Origin of the sequence: Luteibacter sp. 1214 (assembly GCF_031455395.1) — a bacterium.
Taxonomy (GTDB): domain Bacteria; phylum Pseudomonadota; class Gammaproteobacteria; order Xanthomonadales; family Rhodanobacteraceae; genus Luteibacter; species Luteibacter mycovicinus.
Genome location: NZ_JAVDSQ010000007.1, coordinates 210,119 through 228,706 on the forward strand (window position 1 = coordinate 210,119; position 18,588 = coordinate 228,706).

At 66.2% G+C, this 18,588-nt stretch carries 17 protein-coding genes and 1 pseudogene; 13 read left to right on the forward strand and 5 right to left on the reverse strand.

What is annotated here, in order from left to right; translation table 11 throughout:
• From ubiG to folE2, 4 genes are all read left to right on the forward strand, one after another.
• Complete coding sequence (gene ubiG, locus J2X57_RS16240) at window positions 1-714, forward strand: bifunctional 2-polyprenyl-6-hydroxyphenol methylase/3-demethylubiquinol 3-O-methyltransferase UbiG (RefSeq protein ID WP_036111733.1); 714 nt, start codon at window positions 1-3, stop codon at window positions 712-714.
• On the forward strand, window positions 711-1,391 hold the full coding sequence (locus J2X57_RS16245; protein WP_079522923.1) for an HAD hydrolase-like protein: 681 nt from the start codon (window positions 711-713) through the stop codon (window positions 1,389-1,391). Before ubiG ends, J2X57_RS16245 begins: the two co-directional genes overlap by 4 nt.
• Window positions 1,388-2,224, forward strand: coding sequence for a squalene/phytoene synthase family protein (locus tag J2X57_RS16250; RefSeq protein WP_309868733.1), 837 nt, complete (start codon window positions 1,388-1,390; stop codon window positions 2,222-2,224). The genes J2X57_RS16245 and J2X57_RS16250 overlap by 4 nt, the downstream gene beginning before the upstream one ends.
• Window positions 2,225-2,321: 97 nt before the next feature.
• A complete protein-coding gene (gene folE2 / locus J2X57_RS16255; RefSeq protein ID WP_079522921.1) occupies window positions 2,322-3,245 on the forward strand; it encodes a GTP cyclohydrolase FolE2 in 924 nt (307 codons plus the stop codon).
• 122 nt (window positions 3,246-3,367) lie between these two features.
• Here folE2 and J2X57_RS16260 read toward each other — a convergent pair.
• The 3 genes and pseudogenes from J2X57_RS16260 to yidD all read right to left on the reverse strand — a co-directional run.
• Window positions 3,368-4,117 (reverse strand): annotated as a pseudogene (locus J2X57_RS16260) (M23 family metallopeptidase); the annotation flags it as partial.
• A 38-nt stretch (window positions 4,118-4,155) separates the two neighbouring features.
• Entirely contained in the window at window positions 4,156-5,520 is a 1,365-nt protein-coding gene (locus tag J2X57_RS16265) for a dihydroorotase (protein ID WP_309868737.1), read from the reverse strand.
• The gene (gene yidD / locus J2X57_RS16270; RefSeq protein ID WP_239709171.1) at window positions 5,513-5,776 is read right to left on the reverse strand and encodes a membrane protein insertion efficiency factor YidD; all 264 of its coding nucleotides are present in this window, start codon (window positions 5,774-5,776) and stop codon (window positions 5,513-5,515) included. Before yidD ends, J2X57_RS16265 begins: the two co-directional genes overlap by 8 nt.
• A gap of 113 nt (window positions 5,777-5,889) precedes the next feature.
• Between yidD and dksA the strand changes: the two genes are divergently transcribed.
• Window positions 5,890-6,906 carry an RNA polymerase-binding protein DksA gene (dksA, locus tag J2X57_RS16275; RefSeq protein ID WP_308847869.1) on the forward strand — a complete coding sequence of 339 codons (1,017 nt, stop codon included), beginning with the start codon at window positions 5,890-5,892 and terminating at the stop codon, window positions 6,904-6,906.
• A 97-nt stretch (window positions 6,907-7,003) separates the two neighbouring features.
• Here dksA and J2X57_RS16280 read toward each other — a convergent pair whose 3' ends face one another.
• Window positions 7,004-7,522, reverse strand: a complete 519-nt coding sequence (locus J2X57_RS16280) for a SufE family protein (RefSeq protein ID WP_309868742.1) — start codon at window positions 7,520-7,522, stop codon at window positions 7,004-7,006.
• Complete coding sequence (cysS, locus tag J2X57_RS16285) at window positions 7,519-8,898, reverse strand: cysteine--tRNA ligase (protein WP_309868746.1); 1,380 nt, start codon at window positions 8,896-8,898, stop codon at window positions 7,519-7,521. Before cysS ends, J2X57_RS16280 begins: the two co-directional genes overlap by 4 nt.
• Before the next feature lie 204 nt (window positions 8,899-9,102).
• Between cysS and J2X57_RS16290 the strand changes: the two genes are divergently transcribed.
• The 8 genes from J2X57_RS16290 to proB all read left to right on the forward strand — a co-directional run bounded on the left by J2X57_RS16290 (window position 9,103) and on the right by proB (window position 18,577).
• Complete coding sequence (locus J2X57_RS16290) at window positions 9,103-9,663, forward strand: glycine zipper 2TM domain-containing protein (protein WP_036111763.1); 561 nt, start codon at window positions 9,103-9,105, stop codon at window positions 9,661-9,663.
• Between the two features lie 737 nt (window positions 9,664-10,400).
• The gene (locus J2X57_RS16295) at window positions 10,401-11,435 is read left to right on the forward strand and encodes an N-acetylornithine carbamoyltransferase (protein ID WP_309868749.1); all 1,035 of its coding nucleotides are present in this window, start codon (window positions 10,401-10,403) and stop codon (window positions 11,433-11,435) included.
• Between the two features lie 37 nt (window positions 11,436-11,472).
• Window positions 11,473-12,678 (forward strand): argininosuccinate synthase, encoded by a 1,206-nt coding sequence (locus tag J2X57_RS16300; RefSeq protein WP_036111768.1) that lies wholly within the window; start codon window positions 11,473-11,475, stop codon window positions 12,676-12,678.
• A gap of 9 nt (window positions 12,679-12,687) precedes the next feature.
• A complete protein-coding gene (locus J2X57_RS16305) occupies window positions 12,688-13,785 on the forward strand; it encodes an acetylornithine deacetylase (RefSeq protein WP_036111770.1) in 1,098 nt (365 codons plus the stop codon).
• Window positions 13,775-15,091, forward strand: a complete 1,317-nt coding sequence (locus tag J2X57_RS16310) for an acetylglutamate kinase (protein WP_309868754.1) — start codon at window positions 13,775-13,777, stop codon at window positions 15,089-15,091. Before J2X57_RS16305 ends, J2X57_RS16310 begins: the two co-directional genes overlap by 11 nt.
• A 6-nt stretch (window positions 15,092-15,097) precedes the next feature.
• Window positions 15,098-16,045 (forward strand): N-acetyl-gamma-glutamyl-phosphate reductase, encoded by a 948-nt coding sequence (argC, locus tag J2X57_RS16315; RefSeq protein WP_036111775.1) that lies wholly within the window; start codon window positions 15,098-15,100, stop codon window positions 16,043-16,045.
• Window positions 16,046-16,055: 10 nt separating this feature from the next.
• Window positions 16,056-17,348 carry an argininosuccinate lyase gene (locus J2X57_RS16320; protein WP_309868757.1) on the forward strand — a complete coding sequence of 431 codons (1,293 nt, stop codon included), beginning with the start codon at window positions 16,056-16,058 and terminating at the stop codon, window positions 17,346-17,348.
• A gap of 113 nt (window positions 17,349-17,461) precedes the next feature.
• Window positions 17,462-18,577 (forward strand): glutamate 5-kinase, encoded by a 1,116-nt coding sequence (gene proB, locus J2X57_RS16325; RefSeq protein ID WP_079522911.1) that lies wholly within the window; start codon window positions 17,462-17,464, stop codon window positions 18,575-18,577.
• The last annotated feature ends 11 nt before the right edge of the window (window positions 18,578-18,588 follow it).

The window sequence follows — 18,588 nt, forward strand, 5'->3', positions numbered from 1 at the left end:
ATGCAAACCGAAACCACCGCCAACGTCAGTCCGGAAGAGATCGCCCGCTTCGAAAAGCTCGCTGCGCGCTGGTGGGATCCCGATGGTGAATCGCGCCCGCTGCACGACCTCAACCCGGTGCGTGCCGCGTATGTCGGTGGCCGTGCGAACCTGCGCGGCGCTAAGGTCGCCGACGTGGGCTGCGGTGGCGGATTGCTCAGCGAAGCGCTGGCGCGCGCGGGAGCCCATGTCACCGCGATCGATCTCGGCGCGAAGCTGATCGAGATTGCGAAGCTGCACCTCTTCGAGTCCAACCTTCAGGTCGATTATCGCGTGCAGTCGTCCGATGCCCTGGCCGCGGCCGAACCTGCCTCGTTCGACGTGGTCTGCTGCATGGAGATGATCGAGCACGTGCCCGATCCGCTGGTGCTGATCCGGGACCTCGCCGGCATGCTCAAGCCGGGCGGCCAGCTCTTTCTGTCGACGCTCAATCGCACGCCGGCCGCATTCGGCGCGGCGATCGTCGGCGCGGAATACCTCATGCGTCTGCTGCCGCGCGGTACGCATCACTACGCGCAGTTCCTCAAGCCGTCGGAAGTCGCGGGCATGCTGCGCCGCTTCGACCTCGAGCTCGAAGACCTGCGTGGCCTCGCTTACAACCCGCTCACGCGCAACGCGAGCCTGTCGTCCAATACGTCGGTGAACTACGTGCTGGCGGCGAGGAAGGTCGCGTGAGCGGACTGCCGTTCAAGCCGGAAGGTGTGTTCTTCGATCTGGATGGCACCTTGCTCGACAGCGCGCGCGATCTGTACGCCGCCGCCGTCGATCTGTGTGCGGAGCAGGGCGTGACGCCACCGTCTTACGACGACGTCCGCCCGGTGGTGTCGCGTGGATCGCGCGCGATCATCGCGGTGGCTTTTCCGGAGCTCGACGCCGACGCGATCATGCGGCTCGTGCCGCGTTACCTCGCGATCTACGAAGCGAACATGGCCCGCCACACGATTCCGTTCGACGGCGTCGAACCGCTGCTCGCCGGTATCGACGCGGCCGGTATCCGCTGGGGCGTAGTGACCAACAAGCCCGGGTTCCTGACGGATGCGCTGCTGCCTCAGGCGGTACCGCACTGGAAGCCCGCCGCGGTGGTCTCCGGCGATACGCTGCCGGTGAAGAAGCCCGACCCGGCGCCCGTATTGCACGCGTATGCGATCGCCGGCTGCGATCCCGCCCGTTCGGTCTTCGTCGGCGACGATCGTCGCGACATCCTTGCCGGCAAGGCGGCCGGCTCGTTCACCGTGGCTGTGCGCTGGGGCTACCTCGATGGTGGCGATCCCGACAGCTGGGGTGCGGACGCGGTCATCGATCACCCGGGCGAACTGGCCGCGCTGCTGGGCGTCGGGGAGGCGGTGGCGTGAGCGACGGCGCGACCCAGAGCTATATCGACAAGTGGCTGGCGGTGCAGCCGCAGCAGCGCATCGCGCTCGGTTTCGTCGACGAGCGCGTGCGGGATGAGCACGTGGCGCTTGCCGCCTTCGAACAGGAACTGATCGCGTCCGCTTACGGCATCCGCGAGCCGCAGGTGGCTGCGGCCAAGCTGCAGTGGTGGGCCGAAGAACTCTCCGGCGCGCCCGCCAGTGGCGGCCGGCATCCGCTGACCAAGCAACTGTTCGCGAGCGAGCGCGCGCGTCGTATACCTGCGTCGGTCTGGATTGCTCCCGTGCTGGCCGCGATGGCCCAGCTCGAGCAGGGCACCTCGTCGGACTTCGGCGCCCAGGTGACGGCGGCCAGCGGTCTGCATGGCGCGCTGGCGACGCTCGAAACCGCGTGGTGGTTCGGCCCTGATGCATCTGCCGAGGCGGCGTCACGGGTGGCCACGCTGTCGCACCTGGTCTTCGCGCTCTCGCGCCTGGAACTCGATGCGGAGCGCGAACGCCTGCCGTTGCCGATGTCGCGCCTGGCGCGGCACAGCCTGTCGCGAGGTCAGCTGAAAGACGATACGCCGGCCCGGCGCGACGCCATCCGCGCCCAGCTGACCGAACTCGCCGCCGGTCTGAAGGCCGCGCTGGCCCTGAATCAGCCGCTGAGCACGTTCCGCGGACTCGAGGGCCGTACGGCCCTGGCGACGGCCCGAGGCGCGGCCAAAGCCGCCGAACCTTTCGCCGAACTGCACCGTCGGCAGTCGCGCACGGGACCGGCGACGGCTCTGCGGGCCTGGCGCGCGGCCCGTCGCGCGGGTCGGTTGGGCTGAACGCACCGTTTCCCGGCACCCACCATTGAGCCCGTGAGTCGGGCCCCCATCTCGGCACGGTAGGCCGGATACGACTGGCCCCCTAGGATATTCCCCGATGTACATCCACGATTCCCCCACTCGCCTGCTGCCTGACGTCGCCTCTCAGGAACACGCGCTCGCCCTCGGTACGCTCGACTGGGTGGGTATGGACGGCATGGAAATGCCGGTCGCGTTCGATGCCGGCGACGGCGACGTGCGGTCCACCGGCGCCCGCGTCGGTGCCTTCGTCAATCTCACCAAAGCGGAGGCGCGCGGCATCCACATGTCACGCCTCTACCTGCTGGTCTCCGAGGCGCTATCGGCCGGACCGCTGACGATCGACGGCATCAGGCGTCTGCTGAACGACTTCCTGAGTTCGCATGAGGGGCTGTCGGACCACGCGCGGATCACGATCGGCTTCGACCACCTCGTCCGTCGCCATGCGTTGCGCAGCGACAACAGCGGCTGGCGCTCCTATCCGATCACGATCGATGCGACGCTCACGGGAGAGACCTTCCGCCTCGAGATCGTCACCGACGTGGTCTACTCGTCGACCTGTCCCGCCTCCGCCGCGCTGTCACGCCAGCTTATCCAGGACAATTTCGCCAGCACGTTCGCGGCCGGTCAGCCGCTGGACCGGGAAACGATCCTCGCCTGGCTGGGCACGGAGAAGGGCATCGTGGCGACCCCGCATGCCCAGCGCAGCACGGCTACGATCCGCGTGCGTCCCGCCGGCGACGGCGTCTTCCCGCTGATCACGCTGATCGACAACGTGGAGGCCGCGCTCGGGACTCCCGTCCAGACGGCGGTCAAGCGTGCGGACGAGCAGGCGTTCGCACTGGCCAATGGCCAGAACCTGATGTTCTGCGAAGACGCCGCCCGTCGTATCCAGAAGACGCTGGAGGCCGACCGCAATGTCGCCGACTTCCACGTCCGCGTGGCCCATCACGAGAGCCTGCACCCGCACGACGCCGTGGCGTTTGCCAGCAAGGCGCGCTAGCGCCTTGCGTTGTAGGAGCGAGCCCTGCTCGCGAAGCTCTTCGCCCCGCTCGCGCAGACCCGCGCGAACGTCGGTCGCGAGCAGGGCTCGCTCCTACAATGGACGCGGCTATAGGCGACCTGTCAGTGAATCCCAGGCAGCAGCAACGGATCCAGCCGTGTTCCGAACCAGTTGAAGCCCCAGTGCACATGGGGTCCCGTCGCGCGTCCGGTCTTCCCGGCCGCACCGATGATCTGCCCCTGACGCACATGCTCACCGACCCGCACGTCGATCCGTGACAGGTGCAGGAAGTTCGACGACAGGCCGAAGCCGTGGTCGAGCAGCACGGTGCCGCCGGTGAGATAGAGATCCGGGCTGGCGAACGTGATGATGCCGTCCGCGGGTGCTTTCACCGGCGTGCCTTCAGGTACGGCGATGTCCATGCCCGAGTGCGGCGCCTTCGGGTCGCCGTTGTAGATGCGCTGATTGCCGAAACGCCCGCTGATACGACCCGTCACCGGCCAGATGAAGCCGTGGGCGAAGTCCTCGCGCGTATCGTCACGGTTACGTGCCGCGACCACCCCGGCCTGCTCGCGTTCGATGCGCGCCGCGATGTCCGGCGGCGGGTTCACCGTCTTCGGCGGCACACCCTCGACGCGCTCGATCGGCCAGTCGCGAGGGGTGACCTCGACCACCCGTTTCTCCGTGCCGACAGTGACGACGATGGGACCTTTCTCATCCCGTCCGGCACCGAAGACGAAGATGCCGTCGTCGCCGACATGCACGGGCTTGCCGGCGACGGTGACGTGAGAGCCCCGGGGCGCGTGGCCGATGACCAGCCCGCCCTGCGACACCGTCGAGGGCAGGTCGGGGACCGCGGCCGCGGCGGCCGCGGTCATCCACAGAGCGAGTGCAGCGCTTGCGATTTTCCTCATGCCTTGGCCGCACCACTCGCCGGTCGGTCGAACGTCAGGCGCTGGCCACGGACATCGCCGTCGACGGTTTTGCCGTCGAAAACACGCTGTCCATTGACGAAGGTCGACACGATGCTGCTCGAGAACGTCTCACCCTCGAACGGCGACCAGCCGCACTTCGAGAGAACTTCCTCGCGTGTCACCGTGTGCTTTTTCTTCGGGTCGACCAGGACCAGATCGGCCGCGTAGCCCTCGCGCAGGAAGCCGCGCTTCTCGACGTCGAACAGCTTGGCCGGTGCGTGACAAACCGCCTCGACCACACGCTCGAGCGTGAGCTTGCCTTCATGCACGCGCTCGAGAGCGGCCTGCAGCGCGAACTGCACGAGCGGCAGGCCCGACGGCGCCTTGTCGTACTTCTGTGCCTTTTCTTCCGGCAGATGCGGCGCGTGGTCGGTGGCCAGGACGTCGAGTCGGCCTTCGGCGAGAGCTTTGGTAATCGCGTCGCGATCGGCCTCGTCCTTGATCGCGGGGTTGCACTTGATGAAAGAACCCTTCGCGTCATAGTCGGCCTTGCCGCCGAAGTGCAGGAAGTGCACGCAGGTTTCCGCCGTGATGCGCTTGCCCTCGATCGGGCCCGGCTCGAACAGCGCCAGTTCGTCGGCCGTGGAGATATGCAGCACGTGCAGGCGGGTGTTGTGCTTTTTCGCCAGGGAAATCGCCAGACGGGTGGACTTGATGCAAGCCTCACGCGAGCGGATGTGCGGGTGCTCCCACATCGGGATGTCGTCGCCGTACTGTTCGTGCGCCCTGGCGAGGTTCTCGTCGATCATCGGCGTGTCTTCGCAGTGCGTGATGATCGGCACCGGGGTGTCGCGGAAGATACCGTCGAGGGTCTCCGGGTTATCCACCAGCATGTTGCCGGTCGACGCACCCATGAAGACCTTCACGCCCGGTGCGGCCTTCGGATCGAGCGCGCGGATCGCCTCGAGGTTGTCGTTACTGGCGCCCATGTAGAAGGCGTAGTTGACCACGGAGGACTTGGCGGCGAGCTCGTACTTGTATTCCAGCGAATCGCGGTCCAGTGCGGGCGGCTTGGTATTGGGCATTTCCATGAAGCTGGTGATGCCGCCTGCCGCGCAGGCGCGCGACTCGTGCGCCAGGTCCGCCTTCTGCGTGAGACCCGGCTCACGGAAGTGCACCTGATCGTCGATCATTCCGGGCAGCAGCCAGAGGCCCGTGGCGTCGATAACCTGTTCGTCACGTTCCGTTGCCAGATGCTGCGCAATCGTCGCGATTTTTCCGTCACGGACACGTAAGTCGGCGGTGAACCGGCGGCCTTCGTTGATCAGTTCGGCGTTCTTGATGAGCCAGGCATCAGTCATGGGTATCAGCTCCTTGGGCGCCACATCGGCGCAGGACGAATTGGTCGGGGACGGGGTCGTGGCCGCCTTCACACAGCGGCTGGCAGCGCAGGATGCGCCAGGTTCCCAGAACCGTGCCACGTGCCGGTCCGAAACGGGCTATGGCGACGCGGGCATAATCGGAACAGGATGGATGGAAGCGGCATCGGGCCCCAAGGAGGGGACTGAGCCACCGTTTGTAGAAGGAAATCAGGATTAAGAGGAGGCGGGTCACTATGAGTCCGGTGTCGACCGGCGTAAGCCAGAAGACAGTATCCCAGAAGAGAGGTTGCTGGGGTAACGCTTCTGGGCTATAACACCCCGCCGCCACGGCCACCGAGGTGAAGGATTATGGCGAAAAACGCTAGCAGTTCCGCAGCCGCCAAGGGCGCCGCCAAGAAGGGCGGCGCGGGCGACGTGAAGACGGCCAAAACGGTTGTGGCCGGGGTAAAGGCGGCCAAGGCGCCGGCGAAGAAGGCAGCGGTCAAGGCCGCGCCGGTGAAATCCGCCGCGCCCGCGAAAAAGGCCGTGGCGAAGACACCCGCCAAGGCCGCGCCCGTCAAGAACGCCAAGCCGGCGGCAAAGGCGCCCGTTAAAACGGCGACAAAACCAGCGGCTTCCCATGCGGCTCCCGCCGCGACGAAATCCACCGCTCCCGCCGTAAGTAAGGCGGCAGCGGCCAAGACCAAGCCGACGCCGGCCAAGGCCGCGCCGGCTCCCGCTCCAACGCCGGCGGCGAAGTCATCCGCCCCGGCCCACGATGTACCGACGCCCGCCCAGGGCAGGACGGCATCGGCCGTTGCCGCTACACCGCCGCGGAGTGCCTCCGCGGTGGGTAGCGCTACCTCATCCAGTAACGAGAATTCCACGCACTCCAGCATGAACAGCACCACTTCCCACACCGCCGACAACGGCATCACGCGCGAAGACGGCCGCTATGCGCTGCCGGCTTCGACTGTCATCGACCTGCCGAAGGGTTACAAGCCGGGTCCCGACGAGGAGTACATGAGTCCTCGTCACCTGGCCTATTTCCGCAACAAGCTGAAGGACTGGCGCGACCAGCTGGTCGAAGAATCCCGCCAGACCATGGACAACCTCCGTGAGGAAGTCCGCGACGTGGGTGACGAAGCGGAGCGCGCCACGCGCGAGACCGAGAACTCGCTCGAGCTGCGCACCCGCGACCGCTACCGCAAGCTGATCTCCAAGATCGACAAGGCCCTGCGCCGGATCGAAGAAGGCCGCTACGGTTTCTGCGAAGAGACCGACGAGGAAATCGGCGTGGAGCGTCTCGACGCCCGCCCGATCGCCACGCTGACGCTCGATGCACAGGAGCGCCGCGAGCACCTGCAGAAGCAGATGGGCGACTGATTGCCTGTTTTGCCGCGGTATAAAAAAACCCTCGCGAGCGATCGCGAGGGTTTTTTCTTGCCTGCTGTCGTAGGAGCGCGCCCTGCGCGCGAAAGGGCTAGCGCGCAGGGGGCGGGCCGACAGGTGTCGTGAGCCGCGGGCGGGCCCGGGGCAGTGGACGACAGGGCGCGGGGCCGCCGCCAGGGGCCCCCAGCGTTGCGGCCGCGTAGGCCTTCAGTTTGACCAGCATCGCCGCCAGGCCATTCGACCGGGTGGGCGACAGATGCTTGGCCAGCCCGATGTCCTGGATGAAGCTCGGCTCGGTGTCCACGATCTCGCGGGCCGACCGGTCGGAGTACACGCGCAGCACCAGCGCGATGAGGCCCGAGACGATCGCCGAATCGCTGGCCGCGTCGAAATGCATCTTCGAGGCATCGCCCGAGGGAATCAGCCAGACCATGGACTGGCAGCCGTGGACCCGGTTCTCTTCCGTCTTGCGCTCATCGGGAAAGGCGGGCAGCTGGCGACCGAGGTCGATCAGGTACTGGTAGCGTTCCGTCCAGTCGCTGAAAAAGGCGAACTCTTCGGCGATGGCCGCCTGGGCCTCGAGGGCGGTGGATTCGATCGGCTCGCTCATGCTTTCACCACACTCCACCGCGTGCCCTGTGCGCTGTCTTCAATGGCGATGCCCAGTTCCCTGAGCTGGTCGCGGATGGCGTCCGAGCGCGCGAAGTCCTTCGCGGCGCGAGCGGCCCGGCGCTCCTCCAGCAAGGCCTCGATGGCGGCCTCGTCGATGCATTCGCCCGGGTTGCCCTGACGGAACCAGGTTTCCGGGTCTTCCTGCAGCAAACCGAGCAGGCCGGCGCCGCCCAGCAGCGCCGCCTTGGCGGCGGCACGCTCGTCGCCCGTGGCGCGGCGCGCCGCGTCGGCGAGCTGGGAGATCTCGGCCAGGGCCTGCGGGGTGTTGAGGTCGTCGCACAGGGCCGCTTCGACGGCCGCCGGCACGACCGCATCGCTGGCGTCGACATCCGCCATGTCGCGCAGGGCGCCGTACCAGCCGTCCAGCGTACGCACGGACTGGGTGAGTGCGCTTTCCGACCAGTCCAGCGGCTGGCGGTAGTGCCCGCGCAGGAGCATCAGGCGCAGCGCTTCGCCGGGGTGTCTGCCCAGCAGTTCGTGTAGCTGAAGCACGTTACCCAGCGACTTCGACATCTTGCGACCGTCGAAGGTCAGCATGCCGTTATGCAGCCAGTAGCGCGCAAAGGTCTTGCCGCCGTGCGCGCAGACGCTCTGGGCGATTTCGTTTTCGTGGTGCGGGAACGTCAGGTCGACGCCGCCGGCATGGATGTCGATGGTCTCACCCAGATGGGCTTCGCTCATGGCCGAGCACTCGATGTGCCAGCCCGGACGGCCACGGCCCCAGGGACTGTCCCAGCCGGGCAGGGTAGCGTCGGAGGGCTTCCAGAGCACGAAGTCACCGGGGCTCTTCTTGTAAGGGGCCACCTCGACGCGGGCGCCGGCGATCAGGTCCTCCGGGTCGCGACCGGAAAGGGCGCCGTACTCGGCATACGACTCCACATGGAAGAGGACATGGCCCTCGGCCTCGTAGGCGTGGCCGGAGGCGATCAGGCGCTCGATCATCGCCACGATCTGTGGAATGTGGTCCGTGGCGTGGGGTTCGACGTCCGGCGCCGCGACGCCCAGCCGGGCCATGTCCTCACGATAGGCCTGAGTGAATCGCTCGGTGATCTGACCGATCGGCACGCCCGCGGCGGACGCGGCGGCGTTGATCTTGTCGTCGACGTCGGTGATGTTCCGCGCGTACACGAGATTCGGGTAGTGGCGGCGGATCAGCCGCGCCAGCACGTCGAACACGACCGGCGGCCGGGCATTGCCGATATGGATGTAGTTGTAGACGGTCGGCCCACAGACGTACATCGTCACCCGGTTCGGATCGATCGGGGTGAACGCCTCCGTGCGGCGCGACAAGGTGTTGTAGAGCGAGATCGGCATCGTGGATCCGTGGACGGGCGCGGCGGGCGGCCGGTCGCAGATAGTAACAAGCCCGCCGCCTTCCCGGGCGCACGCACGTGCCGCGAATCCGTTGACATCGTGCGTGAATTCGCCCGCGCGAGGTTCTAAGCGTGGATTCAGCGTGAACTTGATGAAATGCGTACGAGTAGGCGCGCCCGTGCGCCTGGCTGGAGGTTTTCCTACATGTCTCGCCTGCTTATCCCTGCGCTCATCCTCGCCGTTTTCGCCTCTGGCGCCAGCGCCCAGGACGGCCGTTATGCGCCACCGCCGCCACCCCCGGGTGCCGTGGGTCCGGATGACAACACCCATTTCGGCTGGGCCGACGTGCTGCGCGTGGACCCCGTCTACGGCGTCGCCCGTGTCGAGACGCCGCGTCAGGAGTGCTACGACCAGCCAGTCGTCCGTCGTGAGTCCAGTGGCAACAGCACCGCCGGCACCATCCTCGGTGCGGTGGTCGGTGGTGTTCTGGGCAACACCGTCGGCAAGGGCGACGGCCGCAAGGCCGCCACCGTGGTCGGCGCGGTGGCCGGCGGCGCCGTGGGCAACAACATCTCCCACAACGGCGACCGCACTTACGAGAGCACCGAAACCCGCTGCCGCGACGTCAGCTCGGTCTCCGAGCAGCGCCGCATCGCCGGCTACGATGTCGAATACCGCTACCGCGGTGAGGTCTACGTCTCGCGCCTGAACTACGACCCGGGCGAGCGTCTGCGCGTCCGCGTCAACGTGGCGCCGGCGGACTGACCGCCTCGCCATGACGTCGAGAAAGGCCGCGAGCGATCGCGGCCTTTTTTTGGGCGCGCGGTGGGGCACGGGCGGGGGGCGGGGGCGGGTGCCGTTCTCGTCGCTAAGTCCTCCTTCGGCCTTCGCCTACGTGCGGAAGCGCTCCGAGAACGACACCCGCCCCCGCCCTCCCAGCCAAGAGGTTGCGGGTGGGGAAAGCGGCGAGCAGCATGAGGTGTGATCCGTGCGTGCGGTGCTGCCACGATGTCGATCACCGCGGCGCGCGCAGGTTCCGCGATTTGCTCGTCTTCCACGTGCCCCGTCGCGTTGGAAGGGAGCGGTCGGCTGCCGTTCTTGGAGCGCTTCCGCACGAAGGCGAAGGCCGTAGGAGGACTTAGCGACAAGAATGGCAGCCGACCGCTCCCGTGCCTCAGCGCAAGCACCCCCATGCGATGGCGAAGCCGAGCCAGAGCCCATGTTGCGCAACGCACCAAATCCCGGCATGATCGGGGTTCTGCCTTTGCCGACCCTGCCGTGTCCCATACTGTCTACACCGCCGTTGTCTTCACTAGCGCCCGTATGGCCGCTGGGATGACGTCGCGTGCTCGTCGACCGTACATCGGACATTCGGCCGGGTAGGCTGTCGCGCGCATTTCATTCGCATCGACTAAAAAACCCGGCCCCGTGCCGGGTTTTTTCGTTTCCGATTCCTGATATTCCACCCACGGCCCCCGGGCCACCGACCGATCTGGACCGCCATGACCGTTCGCCACTTCCTCAATACCCAGGACTACAGCCGCGCCGAGATCGACGCCCTGCTCGAGCAGGCCGCCGAATTCAAGCGCTCGCCGCAGGGTCAGCAGCTGGCTGGCAAGTCGATCGCGCTGATGTTCTTCAACCCCTCCATGCGGACCCGGACCAGCTTCGAGCTGGGCGCGTTCCAGCTGGGCGGGCACGCCGTGGTGCTTTCCCCGGGCAAGGACGCGTGGCCGATCGAGTTCGAGGTCGGTACGGTGATGGACGGCGATACGGAAGAGCACATCGCCGAGGTCGCCCAGGTGCTGTCGCGCTACGCGGACATCATCGCCGTGCGCGCCTTCCCCAAATTCGTCGACTGGCAGGTGGATCGTCAGGACATCGTGCTGAAGGCGTTCGCGCGCTATGCCACTGTGCCGGTGATCAACATGGAGACGATCACCCATCCCTGCCAGGAGCTGGCCCATGCGCTGGCCATGAAGGAGCATCTGGGCGATCTCCAGAACAAGAAATACGTGCTGACGTGGACCTATCATCCGAAGCCGCTGAACACGGCGGTGGCCAACTCGGCGCTGATGATCGCGACCAGGATGGGCATGGACGTGACCCTGCTGTGCCCGACCCCGGAATACATTCTCGACGAGCGCTACATGGAGTTCGCGAAGCAGAACGCGGCCGAGAACGGCGGCTCGCTGCAGGTGTCACACGACATCGAAGCGGCATACAGCGGCGCGCACGTGATCTACGCGAAGAGCTGGGGGGCGATTCCTTACTTCGGTCGCTGGGACGAAGAAAAGGCCATTCGTGACGCCAACAAGCACTTCATCGTAGACGAGGCCAAGATGGCGCTCACCGACAACGGCCTGTTCAGCCACTGCCTCCCGCTGCGCCGGAACATCAAGGCGACGGACGCGGTGATGGACTCGCCGGCGTGCATCGCCATCGACGAAGCCGAAAACCGCCTGCACGTGCAGAAGGCGGTGATGGCTTCGCTCATCTCGCACGCGTCGGGCGCGAAGTCCGGCCTCGGTTTCTGATTCGCTCTTTCCCTTTTCCCTTATTTTTGGAGCCAGCATGTCCAGCAAAGATATCGTTCTCGCGTTTTCCGGCGGCCTCGACACCAGCTTCTGCGTTCCGTACCTGATGGAGCGCGGCTATGCCGTGCACACCGTGTTCGTCGACACCGGCGGCGTTTCGGCGGAAGAGCGTGAGTACATCGAGCAGCGCGCGACCGAACTGGGCGCCGCCTCGCATCGCACCGTCGATGCCTCGCAGGCGATCTGGGACACCTTCGTTACCCCGCTGATCTGGGCCGGCGAGTTCTATCAGGGCCAGTACCCGCTGCTGGTGTCCGATCGCTATCTGATCGTGAAGGCCTCGCTGGAGCGTTGCGACGAGCTCGGCACCAAGCTGTTCGCCCACGGCTGCACGGGTATGGGCAACGACCAGGTGCGCTTCGACCTGACCGTTCGCGCCCTTGGCGATTACACGATCGTCGCGCCGATCCGCGAGATCCAGCGCGAACACACTCAGGTCCGCGCGTACGAGCAGAAGTATCTGGAAGACAAGGGCTTCGAAGTCCGCGCCAAGACCAAGCACTACACGATCAACGAGAACGTGCTGGGCGTGACCATCTCCGGCGGCGAGATCGACGCCTGGGAAATTCCGGGCGAAGGCGCGATCGGCTGGTGCGCACCGCGTGCCGAATGGCCGTCCGAACCGCTGCGTATCGAACTCGGCTTCGAGAAGGGTGTAGCCACCTCGCTCAACGGTAAGGCCGCCACCGGTCCCGAGATCCTCGCCTTCCTCAATCGCGAACTGGCGAAGTACGGCGTGGGTCGGAGCCTGTACACCGGCGATACCAACATCGGCCTGAAGGGCCGCATCGTGTTCGAGGCACCGGCACTGACCGCGCTGCTCACCGCGCACCGCGCGCTGGAAGAAACCGTGCTGTCGAAGCAGCAGAACCGCTTCAAGCCGGAGATCGGCCGCAAGTGGACGGAAGTCGCCTATGAAGGCTTCTTCAACGACCCGATCAAGGCCGACCTCGAGGCCTACCTCGTGTCGACGCAGCGCAAGGTCGACGGTAAGGTCATCGTCGAGACCCGCGGCGGTTCCATCTACGCCGTGAAGGTCGAATCGAAGAACCTGCTGCACTCGTCCAAGGCGACGTACGCGCAGGCTGCCGACTGGGGCGTCGCCGAGGCCGAGGGCTTCATCAAGCTCTACGGCATGAGCTCGACGATCTGGGCGGAAGTCGACCGCGCCAACGGGAACTGATCCAGGCTCATGGAAAAGCTTCTCGAAGACACCCTTACCCATCTGCGTGCGCTGGTCGGTTTCGACACGCGCAATCCGCCACGAACCATCGGTACCGATGGCATCTTCGACTACCTGCGCGCGAACCTTCCCGGGTTCGACGTGCAGGTGACGGATTTCGGCGCCGGTGCCGTCAATCTGTACGCCGTGCGCGGTAAGCCAAAGTACCTGTTCAACGTACACATGGACACCGTGCCGGATTCCCCGCACTGGACCGCCAACCCGCACGAACTGCGGGTGACGGAAGACCGTGCGATCGGCCTCGGCGCCTGCGACATCAAGGGTGCCGCAGCGGCGCTCGTCGCCGTCGCCAACGCGACGCAGGGCGACATGGCGTTGCTGCTGTCGACCGATGAGGAAGCCAACGACGCGCGTTGCATCGACGGTTTTCTCAAGACGCCGCGCGACTACGAGGCGATCATCGTCGCCGAGCCGACCAGGGGTGAGGCGGTGCTGGCGCATCGCGGCATCCATTCGGTGCAGATGCGTTTCCTCGGCCGGGCAGGGCATGCCTCGGGCGAGCAGAAGCCCTCGGACAGCGCCTTGCACCAGGCGATTCGCTGGGGCGCGGCCGCGCTCGATCACGTGCAGGCCCTGTCGCACGAGCGCTTCGGTGGTCTGACCGGTCTGCGCTTCAACATCGGCAAGGTCGAAGGCGGGATCAAGGCCAACATGGTCGCGCCCACCGCGGATGTCCGTTTCGGCTTCCGTCCGCTGCCGTCGATGGACGCGGATCAGCTGCTGGAGACGTTCCGCACGCTGGTCGAGCCGGCACCGGTCGAGTACGGCGAAACCTTCCGTGGCGATTCCCTGCCGGCGGGCGACACCGCCACGGCGGAGACGCGTCGCCTTGCCGCGCGCGACCTCGCCGATGAACTCGGTATCCCGGTGGGCAACGCCGTGGACTTCTGGACCGAAGCGGCGCTGTTCTCCAAGGCGGGCTACAACACCTTCGTCTACGGCCCCGGTGACATCGCTCAGGCGCACAGCGCCGACGAGTGGGTCCTTCTCGAACAACTGGCGGATTACGCCAGGACCATCCATCGGATCGTCGACAGTGGAATCTAACAAGCACACCCGCAAGACCATCGTGCGCCTGCTGTCCTCGATGGGCAGCGCGCGCGAAATTCAGCAATACCTCAAGCGCTTTTCGCAGCTCGACGCGGCGCGCTTCGCCGTGGTCAAGGTCGGTGGCGCCGTGCTGCGCGACGACCTGCCGGCACTGACCTCGTCGCTATCTTTCCTGCAGCAGGTCGGCCTGACGCCGATCGTGCTGCACGGCGCGGGTCCGCAGCTGGACGAAGAGCTCTCGGCCGCCGGTATCGAGAAGAAGACGGTGAACGGCCTGCGCGTGACCTCGCCCGAAGCCCTGGCGATCGTCCGCAAGGTGTTCCAGGCACAGAACCTGCGTCTGGTCGAAGCCCTGCAGGAAGCCGATACGCGTGCCACGTCGGTGCCCTCGGGCGTGTTCACCGCCGAATTCCTCGATCAGGAAGTCTTCGGTCTTGTTGGCCGCGTGCGCGAAATCAACCTCGCGCCGATCGAAGCCAGCCTGCGCGCGGGATCGATCCCGGTCATCGCCAGCCTGGGCGAGACCGAATCGGGTCAGATCCTCAACATCAACGCCGACTTCGCCGCGAACGAACTGGTTCGCGTGCTGCAGCCGTACAAGATCGTCTTCCTCACCGGCACGGGCGGTCTGCTCGATGGCGACGGCAAAGTCATCGACTCGATCAACCTGTCGACCGAGTACGACCAGCTGCTCAAGCAGCCGTGGCTGCATTCGGGCATGCGGCTGAAAATCGAGCAGATCAAGGATCTGCTGGACGACCTGCCGCTCACTTCGTCGGTCTCGATCACGCGTCCTTCGGAACTGGCCAAGGAGCTGTTTACCCACAAGGGTTCGGGCACGCTCGTTCGTCGCGGCGAGCGCGTGCTGCGGTTCGATTCGTGGGAAGGCGTCGACAAGGAGCGCCTGCGTGAGCTGATCGAGTCCAGCTTCGGCCGCAAGACCGTGCCGGACTACTTCGACCGTACCGATCTCTACCGGTTGTACGTGTCGGAGAACTATCGCGCCGCGATGGTGCTCACGCAGGAAGAAGGTTTCGCGTACCTCGACAAGTTCGCCGTGCTGGACGACGCCCAGGGCGAAGGCCTCGGGCGTGCGGTGTGGCAGGTGATGCGCGACGAGAATCCGAAACTGTTCTGGCGTTCGCGCCACGGCAACGTCATCAATCATTTCTATTACGCGGAGTCGGACGGCTGCTACAAGCAGTCGCTCTGGAAGGTGTTCTGGTACGGCCTGGACAACTTCGCGGATATCGAACGCTGCGTCACGCATAGCGCGTCGCGCGTCCCCACCCTGCAGGACTGAGCGGTCATGGCAAGCAAGACCATCGGCATCGTCGGCGCACGTGGACACACGGGCGCCGAACTGATCAAACTCATCGCCGGTCATCCGGACCTGGAACTGGCGTTCGTTTCGTCGCGTGAGCTCGACGGCCAGCGACTGGCCGATCACAGCGACGCGTACAGCGGCGACCTTACGTACAGCAACCTCGATCCGTCCGCCGTGGCGGAGCAGGGTGCCGATGTCGTGATCCTCGCCTTGCCCAACGGCAAGGCGGCACCGTACGTCGAGGCGATCGATAAGGCGGCCGGATCGACGGTGATTGTCGACCTCTCGGCCGATTACCGCTTCGACGAGCGCTGGTACTACGGCCTGCCCGAGCTGTATCGCGATCGCTGGCGGGGCGAGAAGCGCATCAGCAATCCGGGCTGCTATGCCACGGCCATCCAGGTGTCGATCGCACCGATCAAGGACCTGCTGGCCGCGCCGCCGGTGTCGTTCGGTGTGTCCGGTTACTCGGGCGCGGGCACGACGCCGTCGGACCGCAACGATCCCGAAAAGCTGCGCGACAACCTCATGCCGTATTCCCTCACCGGGCATATGCACGAGAAGGAAGCCAGCCGTCATCTGGGCATGCCCGTGGAATTCATGCCGCATGTCGCGCCGCATTTCCGTGGCCTGACGGTGACCACGAATCTCTATCTGGCCAAGCAGGCGAAGCGCGAGGACATCGTCCGTCGCTTTGAAGCCCGCTTCGAGAAAGAGAAGCTCATCCATGTCGTGGACGAAGCGCCGTGGGTCAGCCAGATCGCCAACCAGCATCATCTGGACGTGGGTGGCTTCGCGCTGTCCGTGGACGGTCGTCGCGTGGTGGTTGTCGCTACGCTGGACAACCTGCTTAAGGGCGCGGCCACCCAGGCCATGCAGAACGTCAACCGTGCGCTCGGCTTCGACGAGCTGACCGCCATCCCGCTTTAAGGACCTGACGATGACCCAGCCGCTCTGGCAGAAATCCGGTATTCAGGTCGACGCGAAAATCATGCGTTTCCTCGCCGGGAACGACGTGGTGCTCGACCGCGAATTCTTCCTGCACGACATCACCGCCAGCAAGGCGCACGTCGAAGGCCTCGCCAATATCGGTGTCGTCTCGGGCGACGAGCGCGATGCGCTCTTGCGCGAACTCGATGCGCTGGCCGCTGACTTTTCGGCCGGTGCGTTCGTGCTCGACGATCGCTTCGAAGACGGCCACTCGGCGATCGAGGCACGTCTCACCGAGCGCCTCGGCGATGCCGGTCGTCGCGTGCACACGGGGCGTAGCCGCAACGACCAGATTCTCGTGGCGACGCGCCTGTGGCTGAAGGAAAAGCTCTCGACGCTCGAGACGCTGTGCCGCGAGATTGCCGAGGTCTGCCTCCAGCGTGCGGCCAGCGGCGCATTGCCGATGCCGGGCTACACGCACATTCAGCGTGCCGTCGTGTCCTCGACGGGCATGTGGTTCGCGGCGTTCGCCGAGGCCTTCATCGACAACACGCTGCGTGCGCGCCAGGCGCTCGAGCTGATCGATGCGAATCCGCTCGGTACGGCCGCGGGCTATGGCGTCAATGTGCCACTCGACCGTGCGCATACGACAGCGGCACTCGGCTTCTCGCGTATGCAGGTATCGCCGATCTACGCGCAGCTGTCGCGCGGCAAGTTCGAGATGGCCGCGCTGGATGCCGTCGGCACCGCGTTGCTCGATACGCGTCGTCTGGCGTGGGATCTCTCGTTGTTCACCACGGCCGAATTCGACTTCGTGAAGCTGCCGGCGGAGTACACCACCGGTTCGTCGATCATGCCGAACAAGCGCAACCCGGACGTCGTCGAGTTGCTCCGCGCGAGCTACGCCAGCGTCGCCGCCGCGCGCACCGAGATCGAGCAGCTGCTGTCGCTGCCGTCGGGTTATCAGCGCGATCTGCAGTTCTCGAAGGGTTCGCTGTTCCACGGCTTCTCCATGGGTCTCGGTGCGCTTGAGCTGCTGCCTGACATGCTCGCCCGTTTCGAGTGGAAGGCCGAGAAGATGCGCGCCGCCATCGAGCCGGCGATGTATGCCACGGACGTGGCGATCGAGCAGGCCGTCGCGGGCGTGCCGTTCCGTGACGCGTACCGTGCGGCGGCGGAGACGGCGGCCTCGGCGGGTGAGGGGCGTTCGCCGGAGTCGAGCCTGGCTGCTCGTACATCGCCGGGATCGGGCCACGATCTGATGCTGGATACGTTGCGGGCCAGGCTCACAGCCCTGACCTGACCATCGCCAGCAAGGCTGGCTGCTACACGAGTGCGGACACCGTAATGCTTCCGCTCCTGTAGGAGCCAGCCCTGCTGGCGACCCCAGATGCACGAAAGCCAGGGGTAACACCAATGCACTTCACGCCCCAACCGCTCCCAGACTGGCACCGCGCCGTCCTCAAAGTCGGCAGCAGCCTCCTCACTACCGCCACAGGCGCCCTGACCGACGAACACGCCGATGGCCTCGCCGCCTTCGTCCGCGCGAGCCGCAGCGCCGGCCGTGAAGTCATCATCGTCTCCTCGGGCGCCGTCGCCGCCGGCCGCGGTTTCGCCGCCCCCGAGCGCGCCGCCGGCCTCACCGGTCGCCAGGCACTTGCCGCGCTCGGGCAGACCCGCCTCATCGGCCTCTGGCAAAGCTTCTTCGACTCCCCGGTCGCCCAGGTGCTGCTCACCCACGACGACCTCCGCAACCGACGTCGCTACCTCAACGCACGCTCGACCCTGCGCGAACTGCTGGCGCTTGGTGCCATCCCGGTCATCAACGAAAACGACACCGTCGCCGTCGACGAACTGAAGCTCGGCGACAACGACAACCTGGCGGCTATCGTCGCGGCGCTGGTCGATGCCGACGTTCTGTTCATCGCCTCGGATATCGGAGGCCTCTATACGGCCAATCCGCGTACCGATCCGCAGGCACGGCCCCTCGATACCGTCGATGTCGTCACGCCCGAACATCTGGCCAGCGCGGGCGGGGCGGGCACCGCCGCCGGCACGGGCGGCATGCGCACGAAGCTCGAAGCGGCAAGCAAGGCGGCCGCCGCGGGTATCGAAACCGTACTGTTCGACGGTCGCGACAGCGCCTGCGTCGCGCGGTTGGGCGAGGGCAGCCTGACCGGCACGCGCCTCAAGGCTCCCAGCACGCGCCTCGCCGCCCGTAAGTACTGGCTCCGACACGCGCCGCCGGCAGGCCGCATCGTCGTCGACGACGGCGCCGCCAACGCGGTGCGCGGCAAGGGTGCCTCGCTGCTTCCCGGCGGCGTGTCGGCGGCCGAAGGCGACTTCGCCCGCGGCGACGTCATCGAGATCGCCGATGGCGACGCCGTCTTCGCACGAGGCATCGCGCAATACGCCGCCGTCGACGTCCGCCGGATAGCGCGCCGTCATACGCGCGATATCGAGGCGGCGCTGGGCTACAGTTATGGCGAAAACGTCGTCCACCGCGACGACCTGGTCGTCCTTCCCGAATAAACGAGGCCACG

Excerpts from the sequence above, each read along its gene's own strand:
- dksA (WP_308847869.1), top strand. The coding sequence starts at position 5,890 with ATGGCGAAAAACGCTAGCAGTTCCGCAGCCGCCAAGGGCGCCGCCAAG.
- ubiG (WP_036111733.1), top strand. The coding sequence starts at position 1 with ATGCAAACCGAAACCACCGCCAACGTCAGTCCGGAAGAGATCGCCCGC.
- J2X57_RS16280 (WP_309868742.1), bottom strand. The coding sequence starts at position 7,522 with ATGAGCGAGCCGATCGAATCCACCGCCCTCGAGGCCCAGGCGGCCATC.
- J2X57_RS16295 (WP_309868749.1), top strand. The coding sequence starts at position 10,401 with ATGACCGTTCGCCACTTCCTCAATACCCAGGACTACAGCCGCGCCGAG.
- J2X57_RS16320 (WP_309868757.1), top strand. The coding sequence starts at position 16,056 with ATGACCCAGCCGCTCTGGCAGAAATCCGGTATTCAGGTCGACGCGAAA.
- J2X57_RS16265 (WP_309868737.1), bottom strand. The coding sequence starts at position 5,520 with ATGACTGATGCCTGGCTCATCAAGAACGCCGAACTGATCAACGAAGGC.
- J2X57_RS16300 (WP_036111768.1), top strand. The coding sequence starts at position 11,473 with ATGTCCAGCAAAGATATCGTTCTCGCGTTTTCCGGCGGCCTCGACACC.
- proB (WP_079522911.1), top strand. The coding sequence starts at position 17,462 with ATGCACTTCACGCCCCAACCGCTCCCAGACTGGCACCGCGCCGTCCTC.
- J2X57_RS16305 (WP_036111770.1), top strand. The coding sequence starts at position 12,688 with ATGGAAAAGCTTCTCGAAGACACCCTTACCCATCTGCGTGCGCTGGTC.
- argC (WP_036111775.1), top strand. The coding sequence starts at position 15,098 with ATGGCAAGCAAGACCATCGGCATCGTCGGCGCACGTGGACACACGGGC.
- folE2 (WP_079522921.1), top strand. The coding sequence starts at position 2,322 with ATGTACATCCACGATTCCCCCACTCGCCTGCTGCCTGACGTCGCCTCT.
- J2X57_RS16290 (WP_036111763.1), top strand. The coding sequence starts at position 9,103 with ATGTCTCGCCTGCTTATCCCTGCGCTCATCCTCGCCGTTTTCGCCTCT.
- cysS (WP_309868746.1), bottom strand. The coding sequence starts at position 8,898 with ATGCCGATCTCGCTCTACAACACCTTGTCGCGCCGCACGGAGGCGTTC.